Source organism: Streptomyces sp. PSU-S4-23, assembly GCF_055632315.1.
The window spans coordinates 2,528,542-2,546,363 of the sequence record NZ_JBVMUU010000002.1 but is presented as its reverse complement, the minus strand read 5'-3'; the positions used below and the strand labels follow the sequence as shown (position 1 = coordinate 2,546,363).

Here is a 17,822-nt window from a genome sequence, read left to right as displayed (position 1 = left end):
GGCCCCGCCGGGGCGGCGGGGCCCGAGCTGACCTACGAACCGGACTTGCGCTTGTTCCACACGTCGAAGCCGACCGCCACCAGCAGGGCCAGGCCCTTGATGACCTGCTGCCAGTCGGTGCCGACGCTGAGGAGGTTCATGCCGTTGTTCAGCACGCCGAGGACGAGACCGCCGATGATCGCGCCGAGGACGGTGCCCACACCGCCGCTCATGGACGCGCCACCGATGAACGACGAGGCGATCGCCTCGAGTTCGAAGTTCACGCCCGCCTTCGGCGAGGCCGCGTTGAGGCGGGCGGCGACCACCAGACCCGCCAGGGCCGCGAGCACGCCCATGTTCAGGAACACCTGGAAGGTGACCCGCTTGTCCTTGACACCGGACAGCTTCGCCGCCGGCAGGTTGCCGCCGATCGCGTAGATGTGGCGGCCGAAGACGGCGTTGCGCATGACGTAGCCGTAGCCGACCACCAGGAGGCCGAGGACGATCAGCACGATCGGCGCGCCCTTGTAGCTGGCGAGCAGCAGGGTGAGGACGAGGATCGCGGCGACCAGGGCGACGAGCTTCAGCGCGAACAGCCGGCCGGGCAGCACATCCAGGGCGAACTCCTGCTGCCGGCGCCGGTCGCGTACCTCCTGCCACACCACGGCGGCGGTCAGGACGAGGCCGAGGAGCAGCGTGAGGTTGTGGTAGTTGGTGTTCGGGCCGGCCTCGGGCAGGAAGCCGTTGCCGATCTTCTGCAGCCCGTCCGGGAACGGGCCGAGGGTCTGCCCCTTGAGCAGGATCTCCGTCAGCCCGCGGAAGAGCAGCATCCCGGCGAGGGTGACGATGAACGACGGTATGCCGAGATATGCGATCAGGAAGCCCTGCACCGAACCCGCCACCGCGCCCACCAGCAGGCACAGCACCACGGCGACCGGCCACGTCACGTGGTGGCTGACCGTCAGCACGGCCGCGAACGCGCCCACGAAAGCCGTCAGTGAACCGACCGACAGGTCGATGTGGCCCGCGATGATGACCAGCATCATGCCGATCGCGAGGATCAGGATGTAGCTGTTCTGCAGCACCAGGTTGGAGACGTTGCGCGGCAGCAGCAGGTCCCCGCCGGTCCAGATCTCGAAGAGGACCACGATCAGGCCGAGCGCGATCAGCATGCCGTACTGCCGCATGTTGCGGCGCAGGCCGGTCAGCATCAGGTGGAGCAGGCCCTTGCCCGAGGCCGCTCCGCTGCCGCCCGGCGGCGCGGGGGCCGGGGTCTTGGCGGTCACATCCGTGCTCATCGCGTTACCTCTTTGTCCTTCGTCATCTGGCGCATCAGCACTTCCTGCGTGGCCTCGGCCCGCGGCACCTCACCGGTCAGCCGTCCCGCGGCCATCGTGTAGATGCGGTCGCACATGCCGAGCAGCTCCGGCAGCTCGGAGGAGATGAAGACGACCGCCTTGCCCTGGGCGGCCAGTTGGTCGATGACCGTGTAGATCTCGTACTTGGCGCCCACGTCGATACCGCGCGTGGGCTCGTCCAGGATCAGCACGTCCGGACCAGCGAAGATCCACTTGCTGAGGACGACCTTCTGCTGGTTGCCGCCGGACAGCTTGCCCACCGGCTCGAAGACGGTCGGCGCCTTGATGTTCATGGAGGTGCGGAAACCCTCGGAGACCTGCCGCTCCTCGTGCTCGTCGACGATCCCCCGGCCGGCGACCTTGTGCAGCGCGGTCAGCGAGATGTTCCGGTTGATGGTGTCGATGAGGTTGAGGCCGTAGTGCTTGCGGTCCTCGGTGACGTACGCGATGCCCTGCGCGACCGCCTCGGCGACGGTCCTGGTACGGATCTGTGTGCCGTCCTTGAGGACGGTGCCGCCCGCGTACCGGCCGTAGGCGCGTCCGAAGACGTTCATCGCCAGTTCGGTGCGCCCGGCGCCCATCAGGCCCGCGATGCCGACGATCTCCCCGCGCCGTACCTGGAGCGACACATCGTCGACCACCTTGCGCTGCTGGTCGATCGGGTGCAGCACGGTCCAGTTGCGGATCTCCAGCGCCGGGGCCGCACCCTCCTGGGGGTGGTGCGGGGTGCGCTCGGGGAAGCGGTGGTCCAGGTCGCGGCCCACCATGCCGGCGATGATCCGCTCCTCGGTGGTCTCGGGCGCCTTCACGTCGAGGGTCTCGATGGTGCGGCCGTCGCGCAGGATGGTCACCGAGTCGGCGACCCGGCGGATCTCGTTCAGCTTGTGCGAGATGATGATCGAGGTGATGCCCTGTTTCTTCAACTCCAGGATCAGATCGAGGAGTTTGCCGCTGTCCTCGTCGTTCAGGGCGGCCGTCGGCTCGTCGAGGATGAGCAGCTTCACCGACTTCGACAGCGCCTTCGCTATCTCCACGAGCTGTTGCTTGCCCACACCGATGTCGGCGACCCGGGTCTCCGGGTGCTCGTCGAGGCCGACGCGGCGCAGCAGTTCCGTGGCGTGCCTGAGGGTCTCGTTCCAGTTGATGAAGCCGCGTGTGGCGTGCTCGTTGCCGAGGAAGATGTTCTCCGCGACGGAGAGGTACGGCACCAGCGCCAGCTCCTGGTGGATGATGACGATGCCGTGCTGCTCGCTCGCCCGGATGTCCTTGAAGCGGCAGACCTCCCCCTCGAAGAGGATCTCGCCCTCGTAGGTGCCGTGCGGATGGACGCCGGAGAGCACCTTCATCAGGGTGGACTTCCCGGCGCCGTTCTCTCCGCAGATGGCGTGGACGTCGCCCTGACGGACCGTCAATGTGACGTCCGACAGCGCCTTGACACCGGGAAAGGTCTTGACGATCGAGCGCATTTCCAGGACGGGTCCCGCCATGGTCGTGCCTTCCAGTGGTTGGGGTCGGTGGACGCGGCGGTTACTTCTTCAGCTCGGCGTCGGTGTAGTAGCCGCCCTTGACCAGGACGTCCTCGTAGTTGGTCTTGTCGACGCTCACCGGCTGCAGCAGGTAGGCGGGCACGACCTTCGTGCCGTTGTCGTAGGTCTTGGTGTCGTTGACCTGCGGCTTCTTCTTGTTGAGGATGTCGTCGACCATGCTCGCCGCGACCTCGGCGAGCTTGCGGGTGTCCTTGTAGACGGTCTGCGTCTGCTCGCCGGCGATGATCGACTTCACCGAGGCCAGCTCCGCGTCCTGGCCCGTGACGACCGGCAGCGGCTTGCTCTTGGAGCCGTATCCGTCCGACTTCAGCGAGGACAGGATGCCGATGGAGATGCCGTCGTACGGCGACAGGACCGCGTCGACCCGCCCCGTCTTGTACGAGGAGGTGAGGATGTCGTCCATGCGCTTCTGCGCGGTGGCGCCGTCCCAGCGCAGGGTGGTGACCTTGTTGAGCGCGGTCTGGCCGGAGCGGACGACCAGCTTCTTGCTGTCGATGTACGGCTTCAGGACGCTCATCGCGCCGTTGAAGAAGTACTTGGTGTTGTTGTCGTCGTTCGAGCCCGCGAACAGCTCGATGTTGAAGGGGCCCTTGCCGTTCTTCAGGCCGAGCTTGTCGACGATGTAGGTGGCCTGCAGCTCGCCCACCTTGCTGTTGTCGAAGGAGGCGTAGTAGTCGACGTTCTTGGTGCCGAGGATCAGCCGGTCGTAGGCGATGACCGGGATGTTCTGGTCGGCGGCCTCCTGGAGCACGTTGTTCAGGGACTTGTTGTCGATGGCCGCGACGATCAGGCCCTTGACGCCCTGCGTGATCAGGTTCTCGATCTGCGAGACCTGGGTGTCCGGGTCGTCCTCGCCGTAGACCAGCTTGGTCTGGTAACCCTTGGCCTGGAGGTTCTTGACGACGTTGTTGCCGTCGGAGATCCAGCGCTCCGAGGACTTGGTCGGCATCGCGATGCCGATGGTGCCGCCCTTGGCGCTGCCCTTGTCCTCCTTGCTGCCGCCCGAGCTGTTCTGGCCGCAGGCGGTCAGGGTGAGGGCGAGGGAGGCGGCTGTGGCTATCGCGGCGAGAGCGGCTCTGCGAGTGCGCATGGTGATCAGTCCTTGTTCCTTGTCGTCGTGGAGAGGGGCGTCGTGGGGAGGGACGGGGTGGGGAGGGGCGTTCGTGGGGCGGGACGGGGTGGGGAGGGGCGTTCGTGGGGAGGGACGGGGTGGGGAGGGACGGGGTGGGGAGGGACGGGGTGCTCCCGGCGGTCGTCAGTCGCCGGTGGGGAAGCGGTTGAGCGGCCCGGGCAGCCGGGAGCCGAGCGGCGCCATGTCGCCGTCCGCGCCGTGCCGGGCGAGCAGATCGAGGGCGAGCCGGCCGCGCCGCACCCGCTCCCGGGCCGTGTCCAGGGTCAGGTCCCGCAGATGTGCGCCGTAGGGGTAGATCCCCGGTGCCTTGGACAGGCCGAACTTCAGATAGAGCGGTGCGCCGCGCCGGATCAGCTCGGCGACCTCGTACATCCGCACGTACCCGCCGAGGTCGTCGGGGGTCTCGATGTACATGTCCATGGGGGCGGCGGAGACCCGCCGTATCTCGGTGAGGTGACCGAGGGTCAGATCGCTGGGCACGTTGATCGAGTCGGCGCCCAGGTGCTCGTGGACGGAGTACGACGCCGGGTTGACCGGGCCGACGAGCGCGGACACCTTGAGGGTGGTGTCCGCCGGGATGATGCCCTTCTCCCGGGCCCGGTGCAGGGTCCACAGCACGCCCTCGTCGGCGACGAGCAGGCACTTCACGCCCAGCTCCGTGGCCCGTACGGCGTCCTCGACGCAGCCGGCGACGGCGTCGTGACCGCGGGCCCGCAGCCCGGCTCCGTGCGAGTCGGAGCGCACCGAGCCGCCGATGTCCCAGGTGCCGCGCGGCCCGGTGAACAGGCACAGTTCGATGTCGCGCTCGCCGGTCGCCTCGACCATCTCGGTTATCTCGGAGTCGGTCAGCATCCACACGCCGCTGCCCTGGCTGATCCGGTGGACCGGCACATCGAGCCGTGCGGACTCCTTGAGGACCACGGCCAGCGCCTCGGGTCCCTCGCACGAGGGGACCTCGGTGCGCCAGCGGCCGCCCCCGGGGAAGGTGTGGGGCGAGGCGTCGGCGGGGGAGAGGGCGGGCGCGCCCAGGCCGAGCGCGGCGAGCGCCTGCTCACCGGGCCTGCGGGCTGCCGTAGCGGAGTCGATCACAAGGTGTCCTTCATGTTCGGTATTTCGGACGAGGTTCGCGGCTGAGGGTGTGGAAGGGCCGGGATGTACGCCGGTGCGGAACCCGTCAGGTCGCCCCGCACCGGCGTACGGCTCGCAGGTGTCAGGGCCGCAGCAGGATCTTCCCGACCTTCGGATCGCCCGCCCCCACCAGCTCGATGGCCTGTGGGAACTCGGCGAGCGGCAGCTCGTGCGTGACCAGCGGCAGGGGATCGAGCAGTCCCGCGCCGAAGACCCGCACCGCGTGCGCCCAGGCTTCCGGCGGAGCCCCGAACACGGTGTGCACCTCCAGTTGCCGCACCACCAGGACGGTCGGGTCGAGGCCCTCCGCGCCCGGGGCCGGGATGCCCGTCAGGACGAGGCGTCCCCCGCGCCGGAGCAGCGAGGCGGCGGTGCGCGCGGCGGACGCGGACCCGGCGGTCTCGATGACGACGTCGACGTCGTCGGGAAGCTCCTCGTCCCGTGTGCGGAAGCTGGTGGCGCCGAACCGCCGGGACAGCGCCTCGCGGTCGCGGCGCGTCCCCACGACCAGCAGGTCGAGGGGGGAGACCGCCTTCAGGAACTGCACGGCGAACATGCCGAGCGTGCCGGTGCCGACGACCGCGACCCGCTCGCCGGGCCGCGCGTCCGCCTTCAGCGCGGCGGCCGCGACGCAGGCGGCGGGCTCCAGGAGGGCCGCCGCCGTCAGGTCCGCGCCGTCCGGCAGCACGTGCAGCAGACGGGCCGGCAGGGTGAGGGTGGGGGCCATCGCGCCCGGCCGGGTGAAACCGGTCTCCTCGTACCCCGCCGTGCACAGGGTCGTCTCGCCCGCGTGACAGCGGTCGCAGACCTGGCAGTTGCGGAAGCCCTCCCCGACGACCTTGCGGCCGGTGAGCGCCTCGGGCACCCCCGCGCCGACCGCCTCCACCGTGCCGGACCACTCGTGGCCGGGGACGAGCGGGTAGCGCACATATCCCTCGGGCCGGTTGCCCTGGTAGACCTCGCGGTCGCTGCCGCAGATGCCGACGGCGTGGACGCGGACCAGCGCCTCGCCGGGGCCGGGCGCGACCGGCTCGTGCGGCACCAGGCGGTGGGTGCCCGGCGCCTCGACGACGACCGCGGTGCTCACTTCGCCCCCTTCGGCCTGCGCTGCTCCCAGCCCTCGGACCACAGGTCGAACCGGGCCTGCTGCTGCGGGAACTCCGCCGCCGCGTCCGTGTCCAGCTCCACGCCGAGCCCCGGGGCGTCGGAGAGGTGGAAGTAGCCGTCGACGACCTCCGGCGCCCCCTTGACCACCTTCTTGATCTCCGCGTCGGCGAAGTCGTTGAAGTGCTCCAGGATCTTGAAGTTGGGGGAGGTGAAGCCGACCTGGAGGGAGGCGGCGGTGAGGACGGACCCGCCCACGTTGTGCGGAGCGACGAGCATGTAGTGCGTCTCGGCGGTCGCGGCCAGCTTCCGGGTCTCCCAGATGCCGCCGATATGGCCGACGTCGGGCTGCAGGATGTCCACGGCCTGGTCCTCGAAGAGTTCGCGGAACTCGATGCGGTCGTGGATCCGTTCGCCCGTGGCGAGAGGGATGTCGGTCTTCGCGGCGACCTTCTGCAGCGCCTTGAGGTTCTCCGGCGGGACCGGCTCCTCCAGCCACGCCGGTGCGAACGGCGCGAGCTCGCGGGCGAGCCGGACGGCGGTGGCGGGGGAGAAGCGGCCGTGCATCTCCAGCATCAGCTCGGTCTCCGGACCGATGGCGTCGCGGACGGCCTCGATGAGGGAGACGGCGTAACGGGTCTGCTCGTGGTCCAGTTCGAAGTGGCCGGTGCCGAAGGGATCGATCTTCAGGGCCCGGTAGCCGCGGGCGATGACCTGCCGGGCGGCCCGGTGGTACGCCTCCGGGGTGCGCTCGGTGGTGTACCAGCCGTTGGCGTACGCCTTCACCCTGTCGGTGACCTTGCCGCCGAGGAGCTGCCAGACGGGGACGCCGAGGGCCTTGCCCTTGATGTCCCAGCAGGCCATCTCCACGACCGCGATGCCGGACATGACGATTTCACCCGCGCGGCCGTAGTCGCCGTACTTCATCCGGCGTACGAGGTCTTCCACCGCGAACGGGTCGGAGCCGAGAATGTGGTTGGCCTCCGCCTCGTGCAGGTAGCCGAGCAGCGCGTCGGTGTGGCCCAGCATCCGGGTCTCGCCGACGCCGGTGACGCCCTCGTCGGTGTGCACCTGGACATAGGTCAGGTTGCGCCACGGCGTCCCGACCACATGTGTGCTGATTCCGGTGATGCGCACGGCAGTTGCCCCTTGTTGCCTCGTCGTGGTGCTGCGTCGGCCCACATGGATTGTTCGATATTTCGTCACACGTTCGAAATGCTGGCGTGACAGTAAGGAGGGGTCGGTGGGGGTGTCAATGGGTCGCACGCATAACGGTTTCGGCAAGGATGCCGGTGCCGGTTCCCCGGGCCGTGATCAACTCGCCGCAGGGTTCACCCGCGGTTCACCACACAATTTTCACAGCGGCCACTAGGAACGTTACCGGCGAGGAACTTACTCTTCCCGCGTCATGGACTACTGCCACCCGTGCCGACGGCACCTCAACGGCGCCCTCGCGTGCCCGGGGTGCGGCTCATCGGTCGAAGAACTGCGCGCGTACGCGGACCACGCCGACGCGCACATCGCCGGTGACGGCTACGACGGGGCCGACGCCCACGGCGGCTTCGACGCCCCTGGTGGTCCGGAAGGCTTCGAGGCAACCGGGGCCGCCGACGCGGACGAGCCCGTGCGGCCCGGGCGCGCCCAGAACCGGCGGCGGGCCAAGGGGCGCGGGGCGCCCGCCCAGCGTGACCCGGCCGCCGGGGGGCGGGCCGCGCGTCGCGACCGCAAGGCGGCGGCGCACCGGCGGCGCCGGCGGCGGGCGCTGTTCGTCGGGGCCGGCCTGCTGCTGGCGGCCGGTGGGCTGAGCCTGGCCGAACTCGGCATCGAGGCACCGGGATCCATCCCCAGGACGGCGACCGCCGGGAACGAGTCGGCGGACAGTTCCGCCGGCGCCGGGGACACGGCCGATCCGTCGGCCGGCGACGGGAGTGCGGGGACCGCCGGGTCGGCCCGCCCGGCATCGGCCACGGCGTCCGCGTCGCCGTCGGTGTCCGAGTCCCCGAAGGCCACCGGGCCCGACGGCTCGAAGAGCCCGCAGACGCCGTCGCCCGCCGCCACCGGGCTGCCGGGCTCCCCGGCCCCGGCGCCGACGGCGACGTCGACCGGGACGGCGAGCACGCCCTCGGCGGACCCGGGGCCCACGACCCCGCCCCCCGCTCCGTCCCCCACGAACACCTGCAACCGGTTTCTGTGGTGGTGCACCTAGCGGCTCACCGGGTACCGCCGCGCGGGGCCGGGGTCATGCCTCCAGCATGCGGACCAGCAGGTCCCGCAGGGACAGGCGTTCCTCGCGGGACAGGGCGGCCAGCGGCTCGCGGGCGAAGTCCAGGGAGTCCCGCAGGCCGCGGGCCACCCGGCGGCCCTCCTCCGTTGCCGCCGCCAGCTTCACCCGGCGGTCCGCCGGGTCCGGGCGGCGTTCCACCAGGCCCCGCGTCTCCAGCCGGTCCACGATGCCGGTGACATTGGACGGCTCGCACTTCAGCTTCTGCGCCAGCCGCCGCATCGGCAGCGGCTCCAGCGACAGCAGGCTCAGCAGGCGTGCCTGCGCGCCGGTCAGCGCGTGCTCGGCCGCGGCCTCCTCGTACTCCTCGTGGTAGCGGGCCACGACCGTGCCGATGAGCTCCACGACCTCCAGGGTCAGCGGGTCGATGCGGGGTGTCCTCTGGGTGGCCATGGCGTCCAGGCTACCGCTCCACTTGACATGCTGAAATATTCAGGCGCATGGTTGTTTCAGGTACTGAAGTATTTGAGCCGCCGCAGCATGTGAGGAAAGGCCGCCATGTCCAACGCCCCCACGCTCCCCGCCGTCAGCCGCGAATGGCACCTCCTCAGCCGGCCGGTCGGCTGGCCCGGGCCCGGGGACTTCGCCCTCGTCGAGGCGGAGGTCCGGCAGCCGGGTGAGGGCCAGGTGCTCGTGCGGAACGTGTACGTCTCCGTCGACCCGTACATGCGCGGCCGGATGAGCGCCGCCAAGTCCTACGTCGCGCCCTACGAGCTGAACAAGCCGATGCAGGGCGGCGCGGTCGGCGAGGTCGTCGCCTCCAACGCCGAGGGCATCGAGCCCGGCGACCATGTCCTGCACTTCTTCGGCTGGCGCGAGTACGCCGTCGTGGACGCCGGGAACGCCGTCAAGGTGGACCCGGAGGCGGCACCGCTGTCCGCGTACCTGGGCGTGCTGGGCATGACCGGGCTCACCGCCTACGCCGGACTGCTGCGCACCGCCGCCTTCACGGAGGGCGACGCGGTGTTCGTGTCGGGTGCCGCCGGGGCCGTCGGCAGCCAGGTCGGGCAGATCGCCAGGCTGAAGGGCGCCTCGCGGGTCATCGGCTCCGCCGGCTCCGACGAGAAGGTCAAGCTGCTGGTCGAGGAGTACGGCTTCGACGCGGCCTTCAACTACCGCAACGGGCCCGTGAGCGCACAACTGCGGGAGGCCGCCCCCGACGGGATCGACGTGTACTTCGACAACGTGGGCGGGGACCACCTGGAGGCCGCCATCGGCTCCCTCAACCGCGGCGGCCGCATCGCCGTGTGCGGCATGATCTCCGTCTACAACGACACCGAGCCCGCCCCGGGTCCGAAGAACCTGGCCCGCCTGATCCAGACCCGCGGCCGGATCGAGGGCTTGCTCGTCAACGACCACTACGACCTGCAGCCGCAGTTCGTCGAGGAGGTCGGCGCCTGGGTGCGTTCCGGTGCCCTGAAGTACCGCGAGACCGTCGTGGAGGGCATCGAGAACAACCTGGAGGCGTTCCTCGGCGTCCTGCGCGGCGACAACACCGGGAAGATGGTCGTCAGGCTCTGAACCCTCCCGGCGGCGCCGCGGTGACGATCATCCGGCCCATGGCGCTGTGTTCGACGAGGGCCGCATCTCTGGACGTGGGATGCGGCCCTCGACCCGTGCCCGGCCCGGCACGGCGCGGCAGCGATAGGGTTCCCCCATGCGCGATCTCGGGACGGGATTCGGCCATCTGCTGAAGGGGCAGCGATGGATGGCCCGGCACGGCAGGCAGTACCGCTTCGGTCTGCTGCCCGGCCTCGTCACCCTCGTGCTCTACGCCGCCGCGCTCACCGCCCTGGCGCTGTGGGGCGAGGACCTCGTCGCCTGGGCCACCCCCTTCGCCGACACCTGGCCGAGCCCCTGGCCCGGCCTCTTCCGCGGTTTCCTGACCGCCGTGCTGTTCGCCCTCGCCCTGCTCCTGGCCGTCCTCACCTTCACCGCCGTCACCCTGGTCGTCGGCCAGCCCTTCTACGAGAGCCTCTCGGAGAAGGTCGACCGCGACGTCTCCCCGGACGGCACCGCCCCGCGGTCGGAGCTGCCCCTGATCCGCGAAGTGTGGATCTCGCTCCGCGACAGCCTGCGCGTCCTGGTCCGGGCCGCGCTGTGGGGTGTCCTGCTCTTCGCGCTCGGCTTCCTCCCGTTCGTCGGCCAGACCGTCGTCCCCGTCGTCGGGTTCTTCGTCACGGGCTTCTTCCTCGCCGAGGAACTCGCCGCCGTCGCCCTCCAGCGCCGCGGTGTAGCGCTCCGCGAGCGCCTCGCCCTGCTGCGCTCCCGCCGGCTCCTGGTCTGGGGCTTCGGCACCCCTCTCGCCCTCGCCTTCCTCGTGCCCTTCGCGGCCGTCTTCCTGATGCCGGGCGCGGTCGCGGGCGCCACGCTGCTGGCCCGCGACCTGATGGGCGAGGAGACCGCCGGGAACGGCCCCGAGCGGTCCCCGGCCCCGGAGGAGGCCACTCCGTGACCCGCCCGCCCGCCGCCGTCCCGGCCGGCCCCGGGGTCAGCCTCCCGTCCCCTCCGCCGCACTGACGCCGGACGTCGCGTTCGCCGCCGCCACCACGATCGCCCGCACCTGCGCGATGATGTCGAGCCGGTTGCGCACGAACTCCGGGTCGGTGACCGCCCCCGTCGCCGGGTCCGTGTTCCCCGTGCCGAACCGCAGCACCGGCGTGTGGACATGCCCGCCCGGCAGCGTGTCGTGCAGTCCGAGCCGGTCCCGCAGCAGCGTGGCCCGGTACGCGATCTCGTTGGACAGGTAGTTGCCGCCGCCCCCGGCCCGTGCCGTCGAGCCCGCGGTCGGTCCGTCCGGCCGTACGACGGGACCGGTGCCTCCCGCCGGGATCTCGGTCACCTCCGTGTGGTCGTACACGGGGAAGCGCCCGGTGTCCGCGGCCGTGATCGCCCGGTACGGGAGGGTCGTGGACGTCCACTGCGGCTGGCCGGCCGGATCGCGGACCGGGACGATCCCGGTGCTGCCGAGGTTGTCGTTGTCCGGGAAGCCGCCCCGCCAGGCCCCGTTGGTCCGCTCGATGTCGAAGCGGCCGACCCGTCCCTGGCTCACCGTCGTGAACAGGTCCAGGTGCGGCAGCCGCCGCCGCAGCGTGCGCTCCACCGTCCCTTCCGCGAAGTCCCGCCAGCGCACCGGGAACACGGCGGCCTCGATGCGCGCAGGGCCGTCCGCCGTCCGCACCGTGGTGCCGTCCAGCGCGAGTGCGGCGGCCCCGGACGGGTTGGATGTCCGGATGTCCCGGTCCAGCGTGAACGGGTCGAACCCGGTGACCAGGATCCGCCGCACACCGTGCGGGTACCGGATCGTGTCCTGGCCGCGTGAGGCGGTCTCCAGCGCCGAGAGCAGCCTGCCGCGCTGGGTGTCCGACAGCCCGAACCCCGGTTGCCAGGCGCGCAGTTCCCGCGTCATGCCGAGCCGCGCCCAGTACAGCGGCCGGTCGTCGTCCCGGCTCAGGCCACCGCCTTGGCAGGGAAGCGCTTCGCGCCCCCCGCAGTCCGCCGGCCCCCGCCCCTGCGCCCGGTCGACGGCTCGACGCCACAGCCGCGACCCCTGCCAGGTGACGATGCGCTCCGCCTGCGCGTACGACCCGGTCCGCGCCAGCGCCCGCGCGAACCGCGGGGCCACGGAGTCGAATCCGGAGCGCTGGAGGATCTCCTGCGGGGTGGCCCGGTCGAGGCGCTGCTCCTCGACGGTCGCGGTGGGCGCCGGGTCCGCCGCCGCGGCCGGTGGCGCCGTGAGTCCCGCGAGTAGCGCCAGTCCCAGGATGCCTGTCCGAACACGTATGGGAGGCAAGGGAGTTCAGTTCCTTCCGTCGCAGTGGGTGTGCCGCCGGACGGCCGCAGTATCGCGTGACGGAAGGGGCGGGGGCCACGGTGCCCGGATCAGCCGGCACCCTCCCGCGCCGGCGCGGGCACATGGGCCGCCGCGTCCCGCAGGGCCCCGATGAACGCCTCGGCGGCCGGTGACAGGGACCGCCCGCGCGCCGTCGCTGCGTACACCGCCCGGGCCGGCGCGCCCTCGTCCAGCACCGCGAGCAGCGCGACGTCGGGCCGTACGGACTCGGCGGCGAGCGCCGGGACCAGGGCCACCCCGAGGCCCGCGGCGACGTATCCGAGTTTGGCGGTCCACTCGGCCACGACATGGGCGATGCGCGGGCAAAAGCCCTGGCGTACGGCCGCGTCGAGGAGGGTGCCCTCGGGGCGCGGGGCGCCGGAGATCCAGTCGTCGTCGGCGAGCCGGCCGAGCCGCACGGGCCCCGGATGGTCCGCGAGGGGATGGCCGGCGGGGACGGCGACGTACAGGGACTCGTCGAGCAGGTGGTGGAGGTCGTGGGCGTCCAGCGGGGGCCGGCCCGTCGTGGAGACGACCGTCAGGTCGAGGTGCCCCGCGGTGAGCCGGTCCAGGAGGACGGGCGTGAGGCCCTCCTCACGGGAGACCCGGACGCGGGGGTGGCGGGTGCGGAAGGCGGCCAGGGCACGCGGTACCAGGGCCGCGTCGGCGGTGGCGAACGCCCCGAACCTCAGCCGCCCGCCGGACACTTCGTGCAGCGCGGTGAACTCGCGCGCCGCCGAGTGCAGCGAGTCCGACACCGCCTCCGCGTGCGGCACGAGGATCCGGCCCGCCTCGGTGAGCCGCACGCCCCGCGGCAGCCGGTCGAACAGGCGCGCCCCGCCCAGCGCCGACTCCAGCGCGGCGATCTGCCGGGACACCGCGGACTGCGTCCAGCCGAGCGAGCGCGCCGCCAGAGTGAACGAGCCCCGCCGGGCGACCTCCAGGAACACCCGCAGCCACACGGTGGACAGGTCGGGGACGCCGGACACCACCGTGCCATGTGAGGTCGACATGGCAGCCATGCTAGACATTCGCTTGTCGCATTCCGGGCGCGGTCATAGCGTCGGCGCCATGCAGATCACCCTGGGCAACCCCGCCTCCGCGCCCCAGCCGCTCAGCCCGTACTACTCCCAGGTCGCGCGGGTCGAACAGGCCGATGGCAGCGCGCTGTTGTTCCTGTCCGGCCAGATCGCCGAGGGCGCGACGCTCGCCGAGCAGACCCGCGGCGTCTTCGAGACCATCGACGCCCTGCTCAGGGCGCACGGCGCCACCCTCGCCGACGTCATCAACATCCGCACCTATCTGACCGACATCGGCCGACTCGAGGAATACGGCGCCGTGCGCCGGACGTTCCTCGCCGGGACTCCGCCCACCAGCATGACCTTCGAGGTGCCACGGCTCTTCCGGCCCGAGGCGCAGGTCGAGGTCGAGGTCGTCGCGGCGGTGCCTGCGGCCTGACGCCCCGGGCGTTTGTGAAGAGTTCGTACGAGATCCAGGCCCGCCGTTCGATCGCCGGCGGCCGGGTGACGGCGACGATTACCGTCGGGCCGGGACGAGTTCCCCGCACAGCAGCCCCGGTCCGGGACCTGACCTCCGGGCCGGGGCTCGTCGCCCTCGGTGGGCTGTGGCAGACTCGCGGGCCGGAACACGCCGTTCGGGGGAGAACGCATGCACCCAAACCAGCCGCAGGGCCCGTACCCGCCGCAGGGCCCGTACCCGCCGCAGGGTCCCTACCCGCCGCAGGGTCCCTACGGACAGCAGCCCCCGTACCACCCGTCCCAGCAGGGCGGCCACCCGCAGCAGCCGTACCCGCCGCAGCAGCCCCAGGCACCGCAACAGAGGCTGGGCGAGGGACACATGCGGCTCGACCCGAACCTGACCACGGATCAGCGGCAGCTGGTGCTGCGCATCCAGCAGAAGTCGAAGACCTACGCGGTCTCGTTCGTCCTGGGCATCCCGCTGACCTTCGGCGGCGTCCACTACGGCATCACACAGAAGCCGTCCGGTCTCGTCGCCGCGGCCGTCGGCCTGGTCCTCGTGACCGTCGGCGTCGTCACGATGGTGAGGATGAACGCCCTCCGGCGGCAGCTGCGCCTGATCACCCCGGACGCCTGGCGCTCGCCGGCCGCGCACCTGCCGAGCGCCCGCAAGGCCGCCACGCAGGCCGCGTACATCAACGGCCTGCTCGCCCTGCTGTCCTTCGCAGCCGCGGGCTATCTGCTCGTCAAGGGCGCCGGCTGGGGCGCCTACGGCAACTCCTTCGGGTTCGGCGCGCTCGTCCTCGGCGCGTTCATCCCGTTCGCCATGGGACTCGCCGCCGCGACGACCGTCCCGCAGCTGCTCCAGGTGATTCCGGCCGGCGCCAAGGTGGGCATGAGCCTGTACTCGATCATCCTCGTGCTGGCCACGACGGTGACCGGCAACGGGATCAAGGACGGCAGTCCGGCGCCGACGGCGGTGGGGGGCTCGGTCCTGCTGGTGTGCCTGGGGGCGATGACCCTGCTCGGCCGGGCGGCGAAGCGGATGCGGGGCGAGGGCGGCTAGTGTAGCGGGGCGCTGCGGTGGGCGAACTCGCCGACCTGGTCCTGTGCACCGCCCGCGAGGCCGACCGGCTGCACGGCAATCTGCGCCGCCACGCCGCCCACGTACGCGCCCGTCTTGAGGACGCCCTCAACCCACGCCTGGATCCGGCATTCGTCCCGGTCACCGGCTTGCTCACCAGCACCGGCCACACCACCGACATGCACGCGGCCCTCTTTGCCCAGCAGATGACACCGCCACAGACCGACCGGACCGTGCGCCAGAAACTGGCGCACCTGGCGCACGGCTTTCCCACCGGCTATGGGGGTCTATCGCAAACGTCCAGGTGCAATCGGACGGGCCGTCGCTGTCCGGGACGCCATCCTGATAGCCGCACCGGCGAGGAGCCCGCCGCCATCGCGGGTGCACACGCGGTCGGCTACCTCTCGGGCGACCGCCAGGACACCACTGTGGTGAGTGGAGTATGCGAGAGGTGCGAGGACCTCGAACCTCTCGCACGTCCGGCAGGCTGCCAGTTCGGCGTTGTCACCATCGCCGAAGTAGGTACCGGCTCACGGACAAGTGGTCGTTGACTGGCCGCGGACGTAAGCCGTCCCCCAGTCCTCGACCTTCACGTAGACCGGAGTGGAGTAGGCCCTCCGGTCATAGCGCATGTGCCACTTCTTGCCCGGCGTGTGCAGTTCCACGAGGTAGCAGTACCCAGCGTCTACCCGGAAAGCGTCCCAGTCCTGGCCGCTCGGCGTGCGCTGGCCGTAGTAAATCCATTTGGTTGTAGACAGAGAGACGCAGCCGGTGCTCGCTGTCCCCGTCGTTCCGGAACTGCAGGTCCAATTCTTCACCGCGTACACGCCGAGATTGGAGTAGTTCCAGGTGGTTGAGCAGCCAGCCAGTGAGCAGGACGCCCCCGCGTACGCCTGCTGGGTCGGGGACAGCACCGCCAACCCCGCAGCTGCCGTGAGCGCCGCCGCCACCTTCGCCACCCCAGACTTGGTCCTGGCCCGCATAGTTCCCCTCCATGTCGAGTACATGCCGACGTATTTTTCGGGCCGCGCTTGCCGCCGCGCCCCTAAATCCCGCGCGTCCTTCGCGTATACGCTCCCCCTCGGCTCCGTCGGCGACCACGCCGCGGGCCATCAGCTTGCGCCGATCAGGCCTGTCACCGCGACGTTCCGTGCGACGATTCGAGCAGATTCGAAGGGACGGCCGCGCGGCCAGCGGGAGGGTCATGATCGAGCTGACCGTGGACGCCGCCGGGCTCGCCCGTTCCCGCTTCGCGGTCTCGCCGTTGCACGAGGTCGTCGCGACGCTGCTGCCCTGGGGTCTGCGACCGGCCCCGGATGCCGATCCGTGGGTCGCTCGTGCCCGGCGCGTGCTGCGCCGGGCACGGCTGCCCCTGCTGTCCGAACTGGCCCTGGACGGGGGCGGGTACGTGCCCGACTTTCTCAGCCCGCATCCGTCCGGGCCTTCGCCCACCGTCGAGGAGGAGCTGGAGCGGGTCCGGTGCACTCCGCCCGGGCGTGTACTGGGTGAGCTGGAGGCGTTGCGTGACGGCCGGCCGCGGAGCGGCCTCGCCGGTTCCGAGCTACCGAGGGGGGTACAGCGGGCCATGGCGCGGGGCGGCGCACACGTGGCCCGACAGGTGGCGGACGAGATATGGCGCTACTGGGAGCTGGCCTTCGCCCCGCACTGGGAAGCCGCCAAAGCCGCCCTCGACGCGGAGGTCGACCGATGCGCCGGCGTGCTGGCCCGGCACGGAGCGGCCAGGCTCTTCAACTCCCTGCACCCCGGCATCCGGTGGGCCGACGGAACCCTGCGTGTCGAGAGCCGGTTCCGGATCGCGCGGCCCGTGCCCCTGGTCGTTGTCGTGCCGTCACTCGTCGCACCTCAGCCGGCCGTGGCCGTGGACACAACGCGCGACGGAGACCGGCCCCCGATGCTCGTCTACCCCGTGCGCGACAAGGCCATTGCCAACACCATCGCCCCAGCAGCCCCGTCTCCCGAGATGGCCCAGCTGCTCGGCCCCACCCGCGCCGGACTGCTCGCCGCACTGGCACATCCCACCTCCACCGCCCAGCTGGCGGCACGACACTTCCTCAGCCCCGCCACGGTCTCCTACCACCTCGGCGTACTGCACCGGGCAGGCCTCGTCGCCCGCGCCCGGTCCGGCCGATCGGTGCTCTACCGCCGTACACCCGAGGGATCCCGGCTGGCTGGGGGGAAGCCGGTAGGGGGCGGAACAGGCTCCTCGGATCTCCCCCGGCAGACGACACTTTCCGCTACGTCTCCACCAGTGACCCGGGTTTGACAGTCGCGCGTCGTGTCTAGGACCAGTGCGGCCTGACCTGCGGGAACGTGTGAGGGCATGCTGAAGTGGCGTGCCACAGGTGACCTTCTTGGGCACGCCGAGGGTGAGGGCGAACGCGAGGTCCCAATGGCGTCGCATCTCGTCCGCCGCCTGCCGGGCCACGTGCCCACCTCCCCGGCCCATGGCACGCCACACACCCGCCGGCATTCCGGAACCGGCGAGGCCGCTCAGCGGCCGCCCGTCGCGCAAGGCCCCCAACTCGCCCAGGACGCGCTCGGGCGGGGTGCACGAATTCGTTCCAGCTGCTCCTGGACCGAGGGAGCGGGCCCTGAGGGATGCGGGCTGAGGAAGTCGGGTACATACCCTGTCTCGTCCCGAGCCAGTTCCGATAGCAGAGGCAGCCGCTCCCGCCGCAGTATGCGCCAGGCGCGAGCGACCCACGGATCGGCGTCAGGGGGCCCGGTTTCACACCCCAGGGCAGCAGCGTCGCGACGACCTCGTGGAGTGGCGAGACGGCGAAACGTGAGCGGGCGAGCCCGACGGCGTCCACGGTGAGCTCGATCATGATCCTCCCGCTGTCCGGCCCTGGCCCTGCTGGTTCCGCGGCCGCCTGTT

17 protein-coding genes are annotated in these 17,822 nt (G+C 71.2%); 6 read left to right on the top strand and 11 right to left on the bottom strand.

What is annotated here, in order from left to right:
• Positions 1–32: 32 nt before the first annotated feature.
• The 6 genes from mmsB to ACZ79I_RS12310 all read right to left on the bottom strand — a co-directional run bounded on the left by mmsB (position 33) and on the right by ACZ79I_RS12310 (position 7,385).
• On the bottom strand, positions 33–1,277 hold the full coding sequence (gene mmsB, locus ACZ79I_RS12335) for a multiple monosaccharide ABC transporter permease (protein ID WP_471496912.1): 1,245 nt from the start codon (positions 1,275–1,277) through the stop codon (positions 33–35).
• The gene (gene mmsA, locus ACZ79I_RS12330) at positions 1,274–2,824 is read right to left on the bottom strand and encodes a multiple monosaccharide ABC transporter ATP-binding protein (protein WP_471496910.1); all 1,551 of its coding nucleotides are present in this window, start codon (positions 2,822–2,824) and stop codon (positions 1,274–1,276) included. Before mmsA ends, mmsB begins: the two co-directional genes overlap by 4 nt.
• A gap of 40 nt (positions 2,825–2,864) precedes the next feature.
• The gene (chvE, locus tag ACZ79I_RS12325) at positions 2,865–3,974 is read right to left on the bottom strand and encodes a multiple monosaccharide ABC transporter substrate-binding protein (RefSeq protein WP_471496908.1); all 1,110 of its coding nucleotides are present in this window, start codon (positions 3,972–3,974) and stop codon (positions 2,865–2,867) included.
• Positions 3,975–4,139: 165 nt separating this feature from the next.
• Complete coding sequence (locus tag ACZ79I_RS12320; RefSeq protein WP_471496907.1) at positions 4,140–5,105, bottom strand: hypothetical protein; 966 nt, start codon at positions 5,103–5,105, stop codon at positions 4,140–4,142.
• Between the two features lie 121 nt (positions 5,106–5,226).
• Complete coding sequence (locus ACZ79I_RS12315; RefSeq protein ID WP_471496905.1) at positions 5,227–6,231, bottom strand: zinc-dependent alcohol dehydrogenase; 1,005 nt, start codon at positions 6,229–6,231, stop codon at positions 5,227–5,229.
• Complete coding sequence (locus ACZ79I_RS12310) at positions 6,228–7,385, bottom strand: mandelate racemase/muconate lactonizing enzyme family protein (RefSeq protein ID WP_471496903.1); 1,158 nt, start codon at positions 7,383–7,385, stop codon at positions 6,228–6,230. Before ACZ79I_RS12310 ends, ACZ79I_RS12315 begins: the two co-directional genes overlap by 4 nt.
• A 271-nt stretch (positions 7,386–7,656) precedes the next feature.
• On the opposite strand from ACZ79I_RS12310, the gene ACZ79I_RS12305 reads away from it, so the two are divergent.
• Positions 7,657–8,454 (top strand): SCO2400 family protein, encoded by a 798-nt coding sequence (locus tag ACZ79I_RS12305; RefSeq protein ID WP_471496902.1) that lies wholly within the window; start codon positions 7,657–7,659, stop codon positions 8,452–8,454.
• Between the two features lie 33 nt (positions 8,455–8,487).
• Here ACZ79I_RS12305 and ACZ79I_RS12300 read toward each other — a convergent pair whose 3' ends face one another.
• Positions 8,488–8,922 carry a MarR family winged helix-turn-helix transcriptional regulator gene (locus ACZ79I_RS12300; RefSeq protein WP_471496900.1) on the bottom strand — a complete coding sequence of 145 codons (435 nt, stop codon included), beginning with the start codon at positions 8,920–8,922 and terminating at the stop codon, positions 8,488–8,490.
• Positions 8,923–9,027: 105 nt separating this feature from the next.
• Between ACZ79I_RS12300 and ACZ79I_RS12295 the strand changes: the two genes are divergently transcribed.
• Entirely contained in the window at positions 9,028–10,050 is a 1,023-nt protein-coding gene (locus ACZ79I_RS12295; RefSeq protein WP_471496899.1) for an NADP-dependent oxidoreductase, read from the top strand.
• 136 nt (positions 10,051–10,186) lie between these two features.
• Positions 10,187–10,984 (top strand): EI24 domain-containing protein, encoded by a 798-nt coding sequence (locus ACZ79I_RS12290; protein ID WP_471496897.1) that lies wholly within the window; start codon positions 10,187–10,189, stop codon positions 10,982–10,984.
• A 36-nt stretch (positions 10,985–11,020) separates the two neighbouring features.
• Here ACZ79I_RS12290 and ACZ79I_RS12285 read toward each other — a convergent pair whose 3' ends face one another.
• Positions 11,021–12,322 (bottom strand): pyroglutamyl-peptidase I, encoded by a 1,302-nt coding sequence (locus tag ACZ79I_RS12285; protein ID WP_471496895.1) that lies wholly within the window; start codon positions 12,320–12,322, stop codon positions 11,021–11,023.
• A gap of 89 nt (positions 12,323–12,411) precedes the next feature.
• Complete coding sequence (locus ACZ79I_RS12280; RefSeq protein WP_471496893.1) at positions 12,412–13,383, bottom strand: LysR family transcriptional regulator; 972 nt, start codon at positions 13,381–13,383, stop codon at positions 12,412–12,414.
• Positions 13,384–13,432: 49 nt separating this feature from the next.
• Here ACZ79I_RS12280 and ACZ79I_RS12275 point away from each other — a divergent pair, with 49 nt between their 5' ends.
• Positions 13,433–13,819 (top strand): RidA family protein, encoded by a 387-nt coding sequence (locus tag ACZ79I_RS12275; protein WP_471496891.1) that lies wholly within the window; start codon positions 13,433–13,435, stop codon positions 13,817–13,819.
• Between the two features lie 210 nt (positions 13,820–14,029).
• Positions 14,030–14,905: a hypothetical protein gene (locus ACZ79I_RS12270; RefSeq protein WP_471496889.1), complete on the top strand. Its 876-nt coding sequence runs from the start codon at positions 14,030–14,032 to the stop codon at positions 14,903–14,905.
• On the opposite strand, the gene ACZ79I_RS12265 is transcribed toward ACZ79I_RS12270, so the two are convergent.
• Both ACZ79I_RS12265 and ACZ79I_RS12260 read right to left on the bottom strand, forming a co-directional pair.
• Positions 14,902–15,186, bottom strand: coding sequence for a hypothetical protein (locus ACZ79I_RS12265; protein WP_471496887.1), 285 nt, complete (start codon positions 15,184–15,186; stop codon positions 14,902–14,904). The genes ACZ79I_RS12270 and ACZ79I_RS12265 overlap by 4 nt on opposite strands.
• 267 nt (positions 15,187–15,453) lie before the next feature.
• Positions 15,454–15,930: a hypothetical protein gene (locus tag ACZ79I_RS12260; RefSeq protein WP_471496885.1), complete on the bottom strand. Its 477-nt coding sequence runs from the start codon at positions 15,928–15,930 to the stop codon at positions 15,454–15,456.
• A 197-nt stretch (positions 15,931–16,127) separates the two neighbouring features.
• On the opposite strand from ACZ79I_RS12260, the gene ACZ79I_RS12255 reads away from it, so the two are divergent.
• Positions 16,128–17,207: an ArsR/SmtB family transcription factor gene (locus ACZ79I_RS12255; protein WP_471496883.1), complete on the top strand. Its 1,080-nt coding sequence runs from the start codon at positions 16,128–16,130 to the stop codon at positions 17,205–17,207.
• Positions 17,208–17,822: the final 615 nt, after the last annotated feature.

Coding starts and splice junctions, on each gene's coding strand:
- mmsB (WP_471496912.1), bottom strand. CDS start 1,277: ATGAGCACGGATGTGACCGCCAAGACCCCGGCCCCCGCGCCGCCGGGC.
- mmsA (WP_471496910.1), bottom strand. CDS start 2,824: ATGGCGGGACCCGTCCTGGAAATGCGCTCGATCGTCAAGACCTTTCCC.
- chvE (WP_471496908.1), bottom strand. CDS start 3,974: ATGCGCACTCGCAGAGCCGCTCTCGCCGCGATAGCCACAGCCGCCTCC.
- ACZ79I_RS12305 (WP_471496902.1), top strand. CDS start 7,657: ATGGACTACTGCCACCCGTGCCGACGGCACCTCAACGGCGCCCTCGCG.
- ACZ79I_RS12300 (WP_471496900.1), bottom strand. CDS start 8,922: ATGGCCACCCAGAGGACACCCCGCATCGACCCGCTGACCCTGGAGGTC.
- ACZ79I_RS12295 (WP_471496899.1), top strand. CDS start 9,028: ATGTCCAACGCCCCCACGCTCCCCGCCGTCAGCCGCGAATGGCACCTC.
- ACZ79I_RS12290 (WP_471496897.1), top strand. CDS start 10,187: ATGCGCGATCTCGGGACGGGATTCGGCCATCTGCTGAAGGGGCAGCGA.
- ACZ79I_RS12280 (WP_471496893.1), bottom strand. CDS start 13,383: ATGGCTGCCATGTCGACCTCACATGGCACGGTGGTGTCCGGCGTCCCC.
- ACZ79I_RS12275 (WP_471496891.1), top strand. CDS start 13,433: ATGCAGATCACCCTGGGCAACCCCGCCTCCGCGCCCCAGCCGCTCAGC.
- ACZ79I_RS12270 (WP_471496889.1), top strand. CDS start 14,030: ATGCACCCAAACCAGCCGCAGGGCCCGTACCCGCCGCAGGGCCCGTAC.
- ACZ79I_RS12260 (WP_471496885.1), bottom strand. CDS start 15,930: ATGTACTCGACATGGAGGGGAACTATGCGGGCCAGGACCAAGTCTGGG.
- ACZ79I_RS12255 (WP_471496883.1), top strand. CDS start 16,128: ATGATCGAGCTGACCGTGGACGCCGCCGGGCTCGCCCGTTCCCGCTTC.